This window comes from Aliivibrio logei, from assembly GCF_001691055.1.
GTDB lineage: Bacteria > Pseudomonadota > Gammaproteobacteria > Enterobacterales > Vibrionaceae > Aliivibrio > Aliivibrio salmonicida.
This window is the reverse complement of record NZ_MAJU01000008.1, coordinates 366403-381899: the sequence shown is the minus strand read 5'-3', so window position 1 is coordinate 381899 and position 15497 is coordinate 366403. Positions and strand designations below refer to the sequence as shown.

Genomic DNA, 15497 nt, shown 5'->3' with positions numbered 1-15497 from the left:
TCTACCTAGCTTAGAGCAAACCGAATTCGCTGCATCGCTTGAACGAGCACTTCATGAGGGCAACCTAGGTTTAAACGAATAAACCCAGAGCCTTCATTGCCAAACGCAATCCCCATGCTTGGAACAATGCCAGCCTCGACTAATTTCAATTCTAGCTCTTTGTCCGTTAATCCAAGAGAGCGGCAATCTACCCACGCTAAATATCCAGCTTCTGGAGGTGTAAAGCTTAGCTCTGGTAGCTCGCTTTCAATAAAAGTTGCTAGGGTAGTAATGTTCTCTTGTAGATAAGTTTTTAGCTCGTTTAACCACGGGGCAGACGTTTGGTAAGCAGCAGTGGCAGCACACATAGCCAAGCTATTATAAACATCCATACCATGAGCATCTAAACGGCGAACTAAGCGTGCTTTTAATTCTTGATTAGGGATCATGAAATTCGAAATACGTACAGAAGACAAGCCAAATGTTTTACTCGCCGCCGTTGCTACAATCAGTTTTTGTTGTAACTCTTCTGGTAATGATAACGCTGAATGGTAAGTGTTATCTCCCATCGCTAAATCGCCCCAGATCTCATCACTTAGCAGCCATACATCGTATTGATGACATAGCTCTGCTACAGCGGTTATCTCTTCTTTTGACCATGCTTTACCAACAGGGTTGTGAGGGTTACAGAAGATCATCACTTTAGCGCCTTGCTTAAAACAAGATTCTAAGTGAGTAAGATCGAGTGAGTAAGTTCCTTGCTGTTCAAGTAATGGGTTCTCAACCAATACGCGGTCATTAAATTCAACGATTTTACGAAACGAGCCATAGCCCGGTGTTTGCATGACCACTTTATCATTGGTTTCAGTTAGCAATTGAATTGCCATTGAAAGTCCTGGTAATACGCCGTGTACTGTGGTTATCCACTCTTTTTCAATTTGAATGTGATGTTGCTCTTGATACCAAGTGATGATCGCTTGGTAGTAATCATCATTACGTTCTGCATAACCAAAAATACCATGGTCAATGCGGTTATGAAGTGCTTCTAATACCAGTGGTGGTGCTTGAAAGTCGTAATCAGACACCCACATTGGTAATCGGTCTGTGCCGTCTAATCCGAGTTTTTCTTTCATGAAGTCCCATTTTAATGAGCCGGTATTACAACGGTTATGAATGCAGTCAAAAGAAGTTGTCATGGGATAGCCTTATTTTACTTCAACAGGAGATAATGAATCGTTGTCTTGAGTTACGGGTGCTTTTGCAATACCAAAGCCTGTAAACCCATAGATGATGGCGAAGATCACGCCGGTGTAACATTGAATTGCCCATGGTAGGTAATCAAGCGTTGCTACGCCTAATGTGCTTGCCATGTAAATGCCTGCCGCTGTCCAAGGAACCAATGGTTCGATAATCGTGCCGGCATCTTCAATAGTTCGAGAGAGATTTTTGGTATCTAGTCCCATTTTACGGTAAGCGTCTTGGAATAATTCACCCGGGATTAATAGGGCTAGTTTGCCATCAGAAGTTGTGAATACCACAGTAATCGTTGCAATAACGGTCGATAAAATTAATTGACCTGTGCTGTAATAAGGTGTAAGAATCGACCTAGAACCACATTTAAAGAACCCGTTAAGCTTAGGATACCTGCAAAGGCGAAGGCACAAAAAACCAGAAGGATAGTACTCATCATCGAGAATAGACCACCACGATTAAGCAGCTTTGCAATGTCAGGAACTAAACCGTCAGTCGCGTGACCATTGGCACTTAGCATATCGATATTAAAACCATTCACAAACGCTTGTAGTGCTTGCTGTAAACTAAATCCTTGTAAGAAAATGCCAATAACAATCGCTAAAGCTGAAGCGGCAAGCATCAATGGAAGTACTGGTTTTTTACTAAATGCCCCCCATAAGATCATGACTGGTGGCACAATTAATAGAATATTAAGGTTATATAGGCTTTCTAATCCCGCAAGGATATCGAGTACTTTTTGAGGCTCGCTTACATTCGCGACATCACCATATTGACCAGCGAAGAAGAAGACAACAGAAGCAATAACAAATCCCGGTAAGGTCGTGTAGAGCATATGTTGGATGTGTTCGTATAACGTAGTGCCAGAAACGATAGGTGCAAAGTTAGTTGAATCAGAAAGTGGGGATATTTTATCGCCAAAATACGCACCAGAAACGACGGCACCAGCCGCTGCTGCCATTGATACATCAAGACCTGCGGCAACGCCCATTAGCGCAACACCAACGGTTCCTGCTGATCCCCATGATGTACCAGTACATACAGAAACCACACTGGTAACAAAGAAAGCGGCGATTAAAATGTATTGAGGGCTAATGACTTTAAGGCCCCAATAGACCATGTAGGGAATGGTGCCACTGATCATCCAACTTGCGATTAGACCACCAACAGAAACGAGAATTAAAATAACAGGCATCGCTTTCGCTAGTTTCTCTACAATGGAATTCATTATTTCATCCCAGTTGTATCCCATTTTATAAGCGATGAAACCAGTAAAGGTGGCAGAGGTAAGTAATAAGGCTTCAATTTGTAGACCGAGTAGGCCATATCCTATTGCAAGCAGACCAAACATTACAGCGATAGGGGCTAAGGCTAAAGCAAATGATGGTAGAGGCTTTGAATGTGTCATTGTGTATTCCTCGTAAACAGATGTAGGGTTGTTTTGTTTTTATGAGGCCATAGTAAGAGTTCTATTAATTAGAATATGAGAGATAAGTAACACACCCATGTAAGCGCTTACATGGGATTATTACCTAAGAGGTTCATCACACTTTTACTGCTTGTTTATCTGAATAAGGTATGACTGTTTGTCGCTCAACCAAGGTCGCATGAAAGCGATGATTTGATGGGGGGATGTATCCTGTGTTTTTGATTTTTAATGCTAAATCAGCAGCATAGCTCGACATTTCATCTATTGGATTGTGCATGGTGGTTAAGCGCGGATAGAGGTATCGAGCAAGTAATACATCGTCAAACCCGACAATAGAAATATCGTTAGGGACGTTGATATTGTTTTCATGCAGGTTTGCCATTAACCCTGCGGCCATCACATCGTTAAAGGTGACAACGGCTGATACTTCTGGGCATTGAGATAGTAATTGTTCGCCCGCAAGCTCCCCGCCTTGTTCACTAAAGTTCTGATTTATTATCCAGTTAGGCTCGATGATGATATTGGCTTCTTTCATCGCATCACGATAACCGTTAAGTCGCTCTGTTCTGTCTTCAATAGGGAGATCACTGGTGACACAGGCGATCTTACGGTGACCTTGTTCAATTAAATGAATGACGGATTTTTTAGCACCGGCTCTATTATCAATATAGACAGAGCGGTTTGATATTTGCGGAATGGTGCGATTAAGCAATACCATGGAAGGCAATTGGGCACTGTATCTAAGTAGGGTGGCGTCATCTAACATTTTGGCGTGAATTACCATAGCCTCACATCCTTGACTGATCAAGAAATCGAGGCCTTCCTTTTCTCTTTGAGCATCATGACCGCCACTAACCACGACTAGCTGGCACTTGTTTTTACGTGCTACCTCCTCTACATGTTTAGCGATAAGAGCAAAAAAAGGATCGGCGAGATTACCCGTTAATAAACCGAGGGTATTATTTGTTTTTCTTGCTAATGCACTTGCGTCTCGTTGATAGTTCAGTTCTCGGACAGCGGTTTGTACTCGTTCAAGAGTGACAGGCTCAACATAAGCCGAGTTGTTGATGACACGAGATACAGTAGCAGTTGATACACCTGCTAGTTTTGCTACGTCATTAATGGTTGCCATGATTACAATATAGGGTGATTAACATTGGACAGAGTGTAGCGTGATTTATTCAAGAAAGATGTTAGGGCTATCAAACCTATTAACAATTAATAATATTGTTAATAAACAAAATGGCGAGTAAGACGATGGGAGGTTCTTGAGTGATTTATTTCTGTTGTTTTATTTTTGGCACAAATATTTAATACAATATTTACGTATCTCATTGTATTATTTGGCTTATGCACAAGGGTGTGCCAAATAAATAAGGTTGGATATGTTTAAAAGTAAATTAGCCGTGTTCTTTACGTGTTTGTCTGTGCTGTCTTTTACGGTTCAGTCAAGCAGCTTTGATACCGTTACTCTAGGCAGTAAAGGAGGGATTCAAGATGGCAATTTAACGGCTTTTTTAATTAAGAGCGATCAAGATTCTAATTTTGTTATGCTTGATGCCGGCTCTGTAGTGAATGGATTGATTGTAGCAGAGCAAAAAGGCGCGTTTAAAGATATTGATTTACCTGATGATTCGCCTTACAGCAAAGTAGGTTACCTTTTAAATGATAAGATTAAGGGATACTTGATCAGTCATGGGCATTTAGACCATGTTGCGGGGTTAATTATATCTTCTCCTGATGACAGTAAAAAACCTATTTATGGATTAGAAGCGACCAATCGTGATCTGATGAATAACTACTTTAATTGGTCTGCATGGCCAAACTTTGGCAATAAAGGCAGTGGTTTTAAGATTAACAAATACAATTACGTCGATCTGGTACCAACGACATGGAATGCGGTTTCAGATACAACAATGAGCGTAATGGCATTACCACTTTCTCATTCTGGTGGAGAATCGACGGCATTTATTTTAAAAGATCAAAAAGGGGATGTATTTGCCTATTTTGGTGATACTGGCCCCGATGACGTTGAAAAAAGCTCAGCATTAAAAACCGTGTGGACAACATTGGCTCCTTTTGTAGAACAAGGGAAATTGAAAGGTATTATTATTGAAGTTTCTTTTACCAATGAAACGCCTGACAAGTCCTTATTCGGGCATTTAACACCAAATTGGTTAATCAAAGAACTGACGGTGTTAGAAAACATGAATGGCAAAGGCTCGTTAACAGGGCTAGATGTCGTGATAAGCCACATTAAGTACAGCTTAAAAAACAGTGAAGATCCAAAAGTTATTATTCAGAAGCAATTAGCCGATGCGAACGATCTTGGCGTGAATTTTATCTTTCCAGAGCAAGGGGATTCACTGACGTTTTAATATTGCTACAGTCTTTATGTTAAAAATAGAGATAACAGTAATCTAGTATTTGAAAAATTAAAGCACCAAAAATATTGGTGCTTTATATCATTGAGTTACTGTATTAATAAAAACTATGATTTTTTAGATGACGGTGTTTTGTTGTTGTCTTGTGACATAATGGCTTTGTGGTAAATAAAAGATGAAATGCCACCCCAAAATATAATATTAACAATAAATGCTCGAAGAATATTCAAAGCATTCAACGGGATACTTTGGAATATGAAAAAGGTGCAAAAACTAGCTAATGCAGAAACCACGATCCCTTTTACTATCCATTGGTTTTTCAAAACAGGAAGGCAATAAAGAATAGCCCACAAACCTCCCCAAAAAACCTGTTTGTAAACAAAGTTTTTATCAAGGCTAAAATCATCATTAGTGGTAATGTTGATTAACGAAATGACGAGTATATTTGCAATAGAACCAAGGTAACCAGCGCCAAGGGCTAACGGTAATCTATTTATCATCCTAATTATTCCTGTATTTAAATGTATAACTAATATTTACCGTGGGTTTATAAAGTAAATCACCTTCAGCGTTAGTAAATTCTTTTACGGTTACATAAGAGTTAGTTAGCTTTAATGAACTAGAATCGGCCTTATCAAATATATTATTACTTAGTTTTTTATTTAATTGATATGAAGACAGCGTCTGAAGCTCTTGTATCTTAGTAAGGCCATATTTATAAGCATCATCCTTTGATTCATACGAGGTACCCTGAACTTTCGCATGTTCAAGTTTCGTTGCGTAATGTGCTTGAGCGGGTAAACCAACAAAAATAGATGCTGAGATTAACAGGGTTAAAATATTTTTTTTCATAATATTATCCTTTACATGATGTACGAATACATTGAGTGTGTGATATGAATATCACGCGATTAACCTATTGTTTGGTGGTTACTTATCTCGTGCTGATTCAAGTTTCTCTACAAACGTTAGGTGTTTTATTTCTGTTATCACCTTAATTCCAGAGTTGTAGTTTTTAGCCGTGTTTGGTGCATCAAATCGTTGGATTTGAATAGAATTAGAGTCTTTCGCCATGAATTTAATGTTGCCCGTGAAATCCCCATCTGCTGCGGTAGCACTATAAGAAAGCATAAGTAAAAGGCTATATGTTAATGATTTTATTTTATTGTACATAATGTGGTTCTCTTATTTAAATTATGAACTAAACCGTTTAGTTCATAATAATGTAGTCTAAACTAATTACCTTGTCTATTACTTATTGTGTAATTATTTTTGAATAAGGTTAGCGTATTTTTTTGATGGAGGGATTATATGTAATTGAAGGCGTTAGATTAGGGGAGGATGATTTTTCTAAGATTGTAAATAAGAGACATAGGGTTGAATGGATAGGAAAATAATCGATGGCTGCTAATTTTAGTTAAAAGGTAAGGTAAGAAGACGAATGTTTGAGATTATAATTTTATATGCATCCTTTAATGCCTTTATTTTTATTAAATTTAAATTTTTTGAAATAATGCATTGTTTTATGATTAAGATATAGGCGCTTGGTATCATTTGAAATAATTATCTGTTTAATTACATTATGTAATTGTTAATTGTAATTTTGTATAAGTTTGTAATGATGAGTCATGATGTTTTTTTATTATAGTATTCTAGATAAGAAATATATACTGAGCAGTATCTCCATATTAATTAGTTATACTATGAATAAAATTATTTGCTTCATTGTTTTAATGTGTTCTCTATTTTTATCTGCCCTTAGTCATGCTACGAACTGGGGCGTAAATACTTATACTCCTGTTTCTATTTCTAAGTCAGCCTCAGATATTGGAGAAGAAATAAAACATCTTCCCGAACAGCATTTCTTTTCTAAAAATGAGTATTCACAAGTTAAAGCATTATTGGCTCAAACCTTGTTTGAACAAAACAAACAATTAAAGGTATTAGAGGACTCTTTAACGACCTATTTGGCTGATAAAACAGATATTAACTGGTTTTCTGTCGATGTTAATCATCGAACTCTGGCTTCTTTTAATGTTAGTAAAGAGTCACTATTGCAGTTGGCGGATCGTAAAACAGAAGATCAATTAACGGGCTTTGGGCCTAATGGGGTAACTCAATTTTATTCTGAACTAACGATTACTGAACTCAACATTAGATACTACATTCATTATCAAATTCGTAGTTTTAGTAAGCTATTAAATGATCTTGAGATATCTCCAGTTCCGGTGATTAGTGTGATACTAAAAGTCGTAGGTATCGTCTTTATTTTTAATTGGTGGATGAGAAATAGTGACCGCTTAATTCATGATTTTAAAATATCTAAGTTAAAAAGTACGAGAAATCCAAGCTTATGGATACGTGCTATTTGGTATTGCAGTCGTGCACATAAAGCGATTGCTTATCTGTTGTTAATTACAGCGACATTACGCATCATTTCAACATTGCCAAGTTTACAACATTTGATATTTTTGGAAATATTTACGTGGTGGATACTCGGTGGATCTATCGCCGTGAGCTTTATTTTAGAATTCGCTTATCGAAACAGTAAGCATAATAAAAAAGAGGCGATTGCACTTCGTCTTTCTACTATTCGTCGATATATTTGGGGATTTATTGTTGCTGGTGTGATTTTACAGATATCGGCAAGAACATTAGGACAAGGTACTATCTACGCTTGGATTAACTCTGTTGTTTATTTGTTCTTTATTTTTCTGACGATCATGACATTAAAACAATGGAACAGTACGATTTTCAATCGTATCGAGCAATTAGAGACGTATCCATTATCTATTCAGTGGGCACTTAGAAACAAAAACACCTCTTTTATGTCTATCGTTGCAACGGCTTGCGGTTCTATGTGGTTAATTGGACGAAGTATTCAGCATCAAGTGTTTTCTGTTTTGTCACAGAACGCAGCGTTTAGTCATGTTTTAGCTTATCTATTTAGAATAGAGGTGGCAAAACAAACGGAAGTAGCTAAAGAGCAATCTAATTTAGTTCGAATTAAAAGCGCGTTAGCTTTTGATTATATTATTCCGGGGTCTAAAGAATCAGAGTTGTTAGAAGAGTACGCTCTGGATGAGATAGTGTCTCTTTCTCGTTATTTATTAACCGACAGTCCGGCAGTGTGTGTATTGTCTGGAGAGCGGGGCGTTGGAACGACAACGGTGCTTAACCGGATATTAAGTAAAACAAAAAATGCCAAACCATTGTATATAAATTGTCCTTATGATGGATATTCTGCGCTACTGCCTGAACTTGCAAAATTAGTGGGTTTAAGCGAAGAATCAACGGAAAGAGATATTTTACAACACCTAAGAAACAGTGATGACTGCTACCTTATTGCCTTTGATAACGCACAGCGATTAGTCAAACCAAAAGTAAATGGTTTGGCTGATTTAATGAAATTAACCAATCTGTTAAGACGAGCAAGAAAAAGCCATCGTGTCGTATTATCTATAGATAAATCAAGCTGGCGCTTTATCGATCGTGCTCGTGGCGAGCGCTTATTGTTTGATCTTGTGACGTTTATGCCGAAATGGACGGAAAGACAGATAGGGCAATTACTGGATTCCCGGATTGTTAAGGATAATGATATTGAGGGGGTTTCATTTGATGGGTTAGTTCTACCAAAACAATGGGATGAAGATAATTTGACGGATGAAGAACGAGCTAAAAATGGGTTTTATCGTATTTTGTGGGACTATTCCGATGGTAATCCTACGGTAGCGTTACGTTTTTTTCGATTATCGTTATTTAAGGACAAAGAGACTGACATTGTTTTGGTTCGTTTATTTACATCGCCTCAATCAGATGATTTAGAAGCCATGCCTAAACCTATGTTGGCGGTTTTGCGTTCAATTGTGCAATTGGAAGTGGCTTCACCTGCGGATCTTTGTGATTGTAGTTTACTGAGTATTGCTGAAGTAATTAGCACATTACGTTACTTCCAAAGCCGTGGTTATATTGAATGGAACGAGAACAAGGCGCGGATATCAGATCATTGGTATCGACATATTACTAACATACTTCATCGTCAGCATTTATTGGTAAAATAACATGATTCGTTTATATGCACTTTTATTCTCCCTTTTTTTAGGGCAAACCGTCTTCGCCGAAGACCTTCAATCTATCGATAATCTACAACAATTTGCGAGTTTAATTCGTTGGAGTGGTGTCGCTTTTTCTTTGTTTATCATTATTGGGGCTTGGTTATTTCTTCGATTTATTCAGTCGATTGTTGATGGAGTAAGTAGCCAATTTGCACAACGCCGAATGTTAATGCAAAAACTGCAATCTTTCTTTCAATTCTTTATTTATATGTCGACGGCGGTTGCTATCTTTATGTTGAGTTTTAGAGTTGATGATCGCGTACTTGCACTCATTGGAGGAACGATTGCAGTATCCGTAGGTTTTGCATTAAAAGATTTAACCGCATCGTTCATTGCAGGGTTAACGGTTATGATAGATCGTCCATTCCAAGTAGGTGACCGCGTCACTTTTGAGGGGCATTATGGAGACATTATTGCGATAGGTCTACGGTCAGTACGAATGCAAACACTTAATGATGACATTGTAACGATACCGAATAATAAATTTTTAAATGACGTAACCGTGAGTGGAAATTATGGTGGGATTGATATGCAGGTTGTGATCCCTTTTTATATTGGAATGGATCAGGATATTAATAAGGCACGGGATATTATACAAGAGGCTGCATCTTCAAGTCGGTATATTCATTTACCAAAACCAGTCGTTGTTTTAGTTAAACAAACGATTACAGAAAATTATCTGGTGATCCAACTTACATGTAAAGCTTATGTTGTTGATATTAAATTAGAAAAATTATTCGAAACCGATATTACTTTACGTGTAATGCAAGAATTTAGAAAAGAAGACATTATGCCTCCAACGATAGCAATTCAAAAGAAATAGAATTGAGCTAGGACGGTTATACCAATCGTTTCTTTATGACGTTTAAATAGAAGAATAGAAGAATAGAAGAAGGGTCATTCAGGTTTGTAACAATAAATAAAGCCAGTAAGAGTCGTGATCTTACTGGCTTTATTACCATTAATTAACGTGATTTATTTGTTTAATTTTAGTTATATCGTAATCGGAATTGATGTCATAAATATTGCCTTGATCGGTATAAATAGTAAAACCGGCATCACGAGAAAATACTTTTTCAACCTTACCTGGTAATTTTTTACTTCTTAAACCACCACCAGACTGTTGGAATCCCCATGTATCAAGGAGGAAGTGGGGTGATGGTTCTCGTAGAAAGACTCTGGTAAGCAAGTAAGCGCCACTGTTCGCGTTAAATGCGGATATATCCTCTTTTGATACAAGGAAATTTGCATCAGAAAACTTAATGTGGTTTGGTCTGTTTTCATCATAATAATAATATTTAATGTATTCGCCAAACGTAACTTCTGCATTGATATCCCATATACCTTGCCATGAGATGATATGTCCATCTTTACGTATTGCGGTATAACCATTTGTGTTAGTTGTTATATCGATAATATTGATTAATTTGTCGACTTGCTTTACTTGTTCAGAATAGATATTACCGCCACTAAAAATAGTACCCCATGTGATAACGTCACCATCAAATGTGAGTGCAGCAAAAGATCCAGAAGCTCCGACGATTTTTTTTACATTCGTTAGCTTAGCCTCTAATTTATGCTCGGAGTGTTTTTTTTCTGGCGCATAAGCGGCAGGAATAGAAATCTGTTTGTAGCCTTTACCACAGATAGGATCATAGGCTGGTTCATAATCAGGATCAAACTCATAGTCTGGATCATCACCATATGGAGCATAATCATCAAGTAATTCAGGGACACATTTCTTACTTGCTTTAAAGTAAACTTGCTCAAAACTATAATAGTCATAAATAAATGCCCCCCCTTTGGTTCTGCTTCCCCATGCATTAACGGTTCCATCTGATTTTAGAAAGGCAAAAGCACTATCATTTGCGATGATGTTAGTTACGTTTTGGCTAACTAACTCACCTTGTGTTTTTGATAATTTACCCCATTGATACAGGTAACCTTGATCCGTTAGAAGGGCATAGTTACCTTTATAATCATATTTTAATTCGACAAGGTGAGTGATATCTCCTTGTATATCTGTACATGATATTTTTCCGGTGTCTTCAAGTAAACAAGCTTTGCCTTCTTCTGTTTGGAGCACTGTGCTGCTTTCGCTGGTTAAAATATCAATGACATTATCAATATCCAGCTTTTTGTTCATGTGATTAGTACTACTAATGACATAAACATTACCAATATTGGTTAATATTGAGAAATAGGTATTCGCAGAATTAACTTTTTTAACGCTTTCAAGATTGATTGCGTTAATTAATACTTCACTCTGTATATTCTTTGGTCCCCATAAATAAAAATCACCATTCGTTTTAACACCAGAAAATGCACTGGAATTAGCATAAATAGAGGTAAATTCATTATTATCAGAAGAGGGTATTTTTTGAAAATGATTCTCAGCTTGATAAGCAAAGCTACCATCAAGAATATGATTCCATTCAAGAACATGGCCATCATTAAATAAGGTGACTTTACTGTACTTATTATCTACTTGTTGAAGAGGAAAAGCTTTGTAAAATGTTTTTACGAATGGTTTAGTCACTTGTTCTTTATAATTAAGTTGTGCTGATACCGTAATAGGCAAAAGGTGTTCGTTTTCTTTTAAGTCATATTCGCAATTATTTGAAACCTCTGTTTCACCAACACGCCACTGACAAGATATAGTTTCAGAATGATCCGTAATACTATCGGTTGAAAAAACAACCTTTAAAGAATCGAGACTAGCATAGTCGTTTACTGGTTGTTGTGTATAAAGCATTGATTTCAAACTTATGCCATCAAGTTTGACGGTTTTCTCTGGCTTGATGAGATTATCTGTTTTATCTGTTTTATCTGTTTGAGTGGTATTTGGATTATGTTCTGGATTACTTTTTTCCCCACCGCAGCCGAATAAAGATAAAGTAAGTAAAAAAACTAAAAAGTACTTCATGATGTGAATTCTTATTTGTATTTATATAAATATAATTACTGTTTATTCTTAATGAAAATAAACAGCGGTTCTCTCGACATGCTATACGAAGGCTATTATTAAATTCATGCCTTTTTATTATCATATTTTATAATTAATGCGAATGCCAATTATAAAAAGCATCCAATTGATGAATGTAATTAAGCGGAGTGAGCTCTTAGTAAGATTACAGATTATATTGTTACGTATAATTAACATACCAGTAACTGTTTGTGTGAAAGTAAACCAACTTTATGCGCTAGGGAGAAATGATAAAAACGAAGTGGGAGTAAAAACAGAAATTAAAGTTGAGGTTAATCCGTTATATTAGATTAACCTCATACTGCTATTTATTACGTTCTATCACCAGTAAAGCAACAGCAACAAATACAATATCTTTAAGTAAAAAGAAATTAGTAATTAAGACACCATCTACAACCTTCCATGTGTTTGGTGTAGTGATCATGAAACTGAGTGTTGTAATAAAAGTGAATAGGGCTAAGAGACCTGATAGATAACCAATTTTAGGGTTAAAAAATCCAGCGATAAGTCCTATTGCAATGATTATTTCAGTCAAGCCAATTATATTTGAGACCATTTGTACTGATAGAAAATTATATATCCAACCGATCAAAGGGTGATTAGCAACAAGTGGTTCGATAGCGGCAGCTTCTGTTGGTGTGAATTTAAATATCCCAATCCACAAAAGGGTAAGAACCACACCAAAGACCCCGAGTTTATAGCCTAATGAGGTGGTTGTGTTTGTCCTTTCTATTGTTTTACTGTTCATTTGTTATTTCCTTTAATTAAACTAAACGGTTTAGTTTAATTTATCGTTTATTTTAGCTAAGTCAACTGGTTTTTGAACTAAACCGTTTATTTTGCTATTATTGAACTAAAGAAGGAGAATGATGTCATGAAAGAAGAAAAGAGAGTTAACGCACTTCAAAAAACGATAGAGCTGTGCGCGTTACATGGTTTTCACGGTACAAGTATGGATAAAATAACGGCTGCGACTGGTTTATCCAAGGCGACTATTTATAAATATTTTCAATCAAAAGAGAATTTAATCGCTAAAGCGTTGGAATTGTTTAGCGAGCAATCACTTTCGAATGTGAAGGTGCTTTTTGAGAATCCAGAACTTACCTTAGACCAAAAAATATCTTTGCGCTTTAAGGGACTCTCTGGTTGTATTGATATCCCATCATTTAATGGCTGCTATTTTCAATTAGCTTATAGTGAGTATAGCCATGAAGATAAAACGATAACGGAAGTGAGTGCTAAATATAAGCAGAGAACTCAAGAGTTACTCATTGAGCTTCTTAAGCGTCATAATATTGAAGATGCAGAACTAAAAGCGAGAAAGGCAGGGATGGTATATAACGGGTTGTTAGCGTCGTTACAACTCACTAAAGATGCTTCATTAATTGAACTTGCTCATGAAATGTTTTTAGATATTATCGATTTTAAGTAAGTTACCTTACATCATAATAAGGGCGGGTAGAATGAAGATCAGTCATTTAGACCATTTGGTGTTAACGGTTAAAGACATTACAGCAACCGTTGAGTTTTATTCTAAAATATTAGACATGGAAGCGGTGTATTTTGCAAAAGACAGAGTCGCTCTGTCTTTTGGTCATCAGAAAATAAATTTACACCAGTCAGGTAACGAATTTGAACCAAAAGCACAGCATGTGCAGAGTGGAAGTGCTGATTTATGTTTCATTACGGACACCCCTATCATTGATGTAAAAACGCACATAGAACAACAAGGTGTTACTGTTTTTGAAGGGCCAGTACAGCGAACAGGGGCAATAGGCAATATCATCTCTGTTTATTTTAGAGATCTTGATGGTAACCTGATTGAAGTCTCCAATTATTTATAGCATTGGCTTCCAATAGCGTTGATTAATGCCCTCAATTCCTATTTATGTTCAAACTGATTTTCAGCACGGTTAATTTAAAATAGTTGACTTAATCCAAATTTAGACTAAATTAAACTAAACGGTTCAGTTTAATTTAAGGCGTTTGAGAATGACAAACGCTGATAGGGGTAGTATCGATGAAGCCAATAAAAATTACATTATATCGCTGGGCAGGAAGTTGGGGACCTTTCAAGGTTAACGTTCCTTGTGGTGAATGCACATTAACGAAAGATATTCTTCAAGATACTTTTAATACCGAGCTTGCCGGTATTCCGATTGAATTAGAAGTTAAAGATTGGTTATCACATTGGTGGGAACCATTAAAGCTTAAAGCATGGCATGCTCCGATCATTATTGTTGAAGATAAGGTCATTAGCCAAGGTGAGGCATTGAATCGTGGGGTACTTGTTCAAGCCGTGATAGCGAAAGTCGCTCAACGTGATGAGATAAAAGGTAATGTCGTTTTTGGTAAAGCAACCTGTCCTTTTTGTATCAAGGCAAAAGCCGCTTTAGATGAAGCGGGTATTGAATACACTTATCATGACGTGGTTAAAGACAGCGCAGCTCTTTATCGAATGATCCCTGAAGTGAAAGCGATCATTGGAGAGAAAACCCCCGTTACTGTGCCACAAATTTGGTTGGATGGTAAATACATTGGTGGATTTGATAATCTTGAAAAATCGATGACAATGACTAATTAAAGAGAGGTACTCATTATGAATAAAAAAAGACTCTTATTACTTGTTCTTCTTGCCTCTTTCGCCTTTGTTTATTTTAAATTTGGTGATCTTTTAACATTAGATCAAGTGAAAGAATTTCATCTCAATCTGCAAAATGATGTGAAAGAAAACTTGTTTTTATACAGCGGCATGTACTTTATTGCGTACATAGTTATTACTGCTTTATCTATTCCTGGTGCGGCGGTTGTTACATTATTAGGAGCTGCATTATTTGGCTTCTGGTGGAGTTTATTGCTTGTGTCGTTTTCAAGTTCGATAGGCGCAACAATTGCTTTTTTAAGCAGCCGTTATTTACTGAGAGAATGGGTAGATAATAAATTTAAAGATAAGCTTATACCAATTAATCAAGGCGTAGAAAAAGACGGTGCTTTTTACTTACTAACTTTACGGTTAATTCCTATCTTTCCGTTCTTTTTAATTAATCTACTTATGGGCCTAACAAAGCTAAGCGCAGGACGATTTTACCTCTTTAGCCAAATAGGTATGTTACCCGGAACCATGGTTTATTTGAATGCAGGGACTCAATTATCAGAGATAAACTCGCTGTCAGGTTTAATTTCTCCTCAAATTTTAGGTTCATTGGCTTTGCTTGGTTTATTTCCTATAGTAATTAAGTTCTTAATGGGAAAACTACAAAAAAACCGTACACAAGAGGGATAATAATAATTGGATCAAGATCATTATTATTATCTAATTAAGCGTTTTTAGTATAAAATTGACGCTGCCATGA

The 15497-nt window shown here is 36.6% G+C and carries 14 protein-coding genes and 1 pseudogene; 7 read left to right on the top strand and 8 right to left on the bottom strand.

The features are described from left to right. Window positions 1-5: 5 nt before the first annotated feature. The 3 genes and pseudogenes from A6E04_RS05955 to A6E04_RS05945 all read right to left on the bottom strand — a co-directional run bounded on the left by A6E04_RS05955 (window position 6) and on the right by A6E04_RS05945 (window position 3791). Entirely contained in the window at window positions 6-1175 is a 1170-nt protein-coding gene (locus tag A6E04_RS05955) for a MalY/PatB family protein (protein WP_065610454.1), read from the bottom strand. A gap of 9 nt (window positions 1176-1184) precedes the next feature. After that, window positions 1185-2638: pseudogene (gene nhaC, locus A6E04_RS05950) on the bottom strand (Na+/H+ antiporter NhaC). Between the two features lie 136 nt (window positions 2639-2774). Further along, on the bottom strand, window positions 2775-3791 hold the full coding sequence (locus A6E04_RS05945) for a LacI family DNA-binding transcriptional regulator (protein ID WP_065610452.1): 1017 nt from the start codon (window positions 3789-3791) through the stop codon (window positions 2775-2777). 253 nt (window positions 3792-4044) lie between these two features. On the opposite strand from A6E04_RS05945, the gene A6E04_RS05940 reads away from it, so the two are divergent. Further along, on the top strand, window positions 4045-5037 hold the full coding sequence (locus A6E04_RS05940) for an MBL fold metallo-hydrolase (RefSeq protein WP_017020758.1): 993 nt from the start codon (window positions 4045-4047) through the stop codon (window positions 5035-5037). A 113-nt stretch (window positions 5038-5150) separates the two neighbouring features. On the opposite strand, the gene A6E04_RS05935 is transcribed toward A6E04_RS05940, so the two are convergent. The 3 genes from A6E04_RS05935 to A6E04_RS05925 all read right to left on the bottom strand — a co-directional run bounded on the left by A6E04_RS05935 (window position 5151) and on the right by A6E04_RS05925 (window position 6216). After that, entirely contained in the window at window positions 5151-5543 is a 393-nt protein-coding gene (locus tag A6E04_RS05935) for a hypothetical protein (RefSeq protein WP_017020757.1), read from the bottom strand. Window position 5544: 1 nt separating this feature from the next. Continuing rightward, window positions 5545-5895 carry a DUF3316 domain-containing protein gene (locus tag A6E04_RS05930; protein ID WP_017020756.1) on the bottom strand — a complete coding sequence of 117 codons (351 nt, stop codon included), beginning with the start codon at window positions 5893-5895 and terminating at the stop codon, window positions 5545-5547. 78 nt (window positions 5896-5973) lie between these two features. Continuing rightward, window positions 5974-6216 carry a hypothetical protein gene (locus tag A6E04_RS05925; protein WP_017020755.1) on the bottom strand — a complete coding sequence of 81 codons (243 nt, stop codon included), beginning with the start codon at window positions 6214-6216 and terminating at the stop codon, window positions 5974-5976. A 530-nt stretch (window positions 6217-6746) separates the two neighbouring features. Here A6E04_RS05925 and A6E04_RS05920 point away from each other — a divergent pair. Both A6E04_RS05920 and A6E04_RS05915 read left to right on the top strand, forming a co-directional pair. Further along, window positions 6747-9104: an ATP-binding protein gene (locus tag A6E04_RS05920; protein WP_065610451.1), complete on the top strand. Its 2358-nt coding sequence runs from the start codon at window positions 6747-6749 to the stop codon at window positions 9102-9104. Between the two features lies 1 nt (window position 9105). Then, the gene (locus A6E04_RS05915; protein ID WP_012550177.1) at window positions 9106-9981 is read left to right on the top strand and encodes a mechanosensitive ion channel family protein; all 876 of its coding nucleotides are present in this window, start codon (window positions 9106-9108) and stop codon (window positions 9979-9981) included. A 138-nt stretch (window positions 9982-10119) separates the two neighbouring features. Here A6E04_RS05915 and A6E04_RS05910 read toward each other — a convergent pair whose 3' ends face one another. Next, on the bottom strand, window positions 10120-12084 hold the full coding sequence (locus tag A6E04_RS05910) for an RCC1 domain-containing protein (protein WP_065610449.1): 1965 nt from the start codon (window positions 12082-12084) through the stop codon (window positions 10120-10122). Window positions 12085-12448: 364 nt separating this feature from the next. After that, entirely contained in the window at window positions 12449-12892 is a 444-nt protein-coding gene (locus A6E04_RS05900) for a DUF417 family protein (protein ID WP_017020750.1), read from the bottom strand. A gap of 126 nt (window positions 12893-13018) precedes the next feature. Between A6E04_RS05900 and A6E04_RS05895 the strand changes: the two genes are divergently transcribed. From A6E04_RS05895 to A6E04_RS05880, 4 genes are all read left to right on the top strand, one after another. Next, a complete protein-coding gene (locus tag A6E04_RS05895; RefSeq protein ID WP_023603221.1) occupies window positions 13019-13576 on the top strand; it encodes a TetR family transcriptional regulator in 558 nt (185 codons plus the stop codon). 31 nt (window positions 13577-13607) lie between these two features. Next, window positions 13608-13988 carry a VOC family protein gene (locus A6E04_RS05890; protein ID WP_017020748.1) on the top strand — a complete coding sequence of 127 codons (381 nt, stop codon included), beginning with the start codon at window positions 13608-13610 and terminating at the stop codon, window positions 13986-13988. Between the two features lie 176 nt (window positions 13989-14164). Then, window positions 14165-14728, top strand: a complete 564-nt coding sequence (locus A6E04_RS05885; RefSeq protein ID WP_017020747.1) for a glutaredoxin family protein — start codon at window positions 14165-14167, stop codon at window positions 14726-14728. 15 nt (window positions 14729-14743) lie between these two features. Continuing rightward, window positions 14744-15427, top strand: a complete 684-nt coding sequence (locus tag A6E04_RS05880; RefSeq protein ID WP_017020746.1) for a TVP38/TMEM64 family protein — start codon at window positions 14744-14746, stop codon at window positions 15425-15427. Window positions 15428-15497 lie beyond the last annotated feature (70 nt).

Bases quoted from the DNA above. Each gene is read 5' to 3' on its own strand.
- A6E04_RS05890 (WP_017020748.1), top strand. From the start codon at position 13,608: ATGAAGATCAGTCATTTAGACCATTTGGTGTTAACGGTTAAAGACATT.
- A6E04_RS05900 (WP_017020750.1), bottom strand. From the start codon at position 12,892: ATGAACAGTAAAACAATAGAAAGGACAAACACAACCACCTCATTAGGC.
- A6E04_RS05925 (WP_017020755.1), bottom strand. From the start codon at position 6,216: ATGTACAATAAAATAAAATCATTAACATATAGCCTTTTACTTATGCTT.
- A6E04_RS05940 (WP_017020758.1), top strand. From the start codon at position 4,045: ATGTTTAAAAGTAAATTAGCCGTGTTCTTTACGTGTTTGTCTGTGCTG.
- A6E04_RS05910 (WP_065610449.1), bottom strand. From the start codon at position 12,084: ATGAAGTACTTTTTAGTTTTTTTACTTACTTTATCTTTATTCGGCTGC.
- A6E04_RS05885 (WP_017020747.1), top strand. From the start codon at position 14,165: ATGAAGCCAATAAAAATTACATTATATCGCTGGGCAGGAAGTTGGGGA.
- A6E04_RS05915 (WP_012550177.1), top strand. From the start codon at position 9,106: ATGATTCGTTTATATGCACTTTTATTCTCCCTTTTTTTAGGGCAAACC.
- A6E04_RS05930 (WP_017020756.1), bottom strand. From the start codon at position 5,895: ATGAAAAAAAATATTTTAACCCTGTTAATCTCAGCATCTATTTTTGTT.
- A6E04_RS05955 (WP_065610454.1), bottom strand. From the start codon at position 1,175: ATGACAACTTCTTTTGACTGCATTCATAACCGTTGTAATACCGGCTCA.
- A6E04_RS05880 (WP_017020746.1), top strand. From the start codon at position 14,744: ATGAATAAAAAAAGACTCTTATTACTTGTTCTTCTTGCCTCTTTCGCC.
- A6E04_RS05895 (WP_023603221.1), top strand. From the start codon at position 13,019: ATGAAAGAAGAAAAGAGAGTTAACGCACTTCAAAAAACGATAGAGCTG.
- A6E04_RS05920 (WP_065610451.1), top strand. From the start codon at position 6,747: ATGAATAAAATTATTTGCTTCATTGTTTTAATGTGTTCTCTATTTTTA.
- A6E04_RS05935 (WP_017020757.1), bottom strand. From the start codon at position 5,543: ATGATAAATAGATTACCGTTAGCCCTTGGCGCTGGTTACCTTGGTTCT.
- A6E04_RS05945 (WP_065610452.1), bottom strand. From the start codon at position 3,791: ATGGCAACCATTAATGACGTAGCAAAACTAGCAGGTGTATCAACTGCT.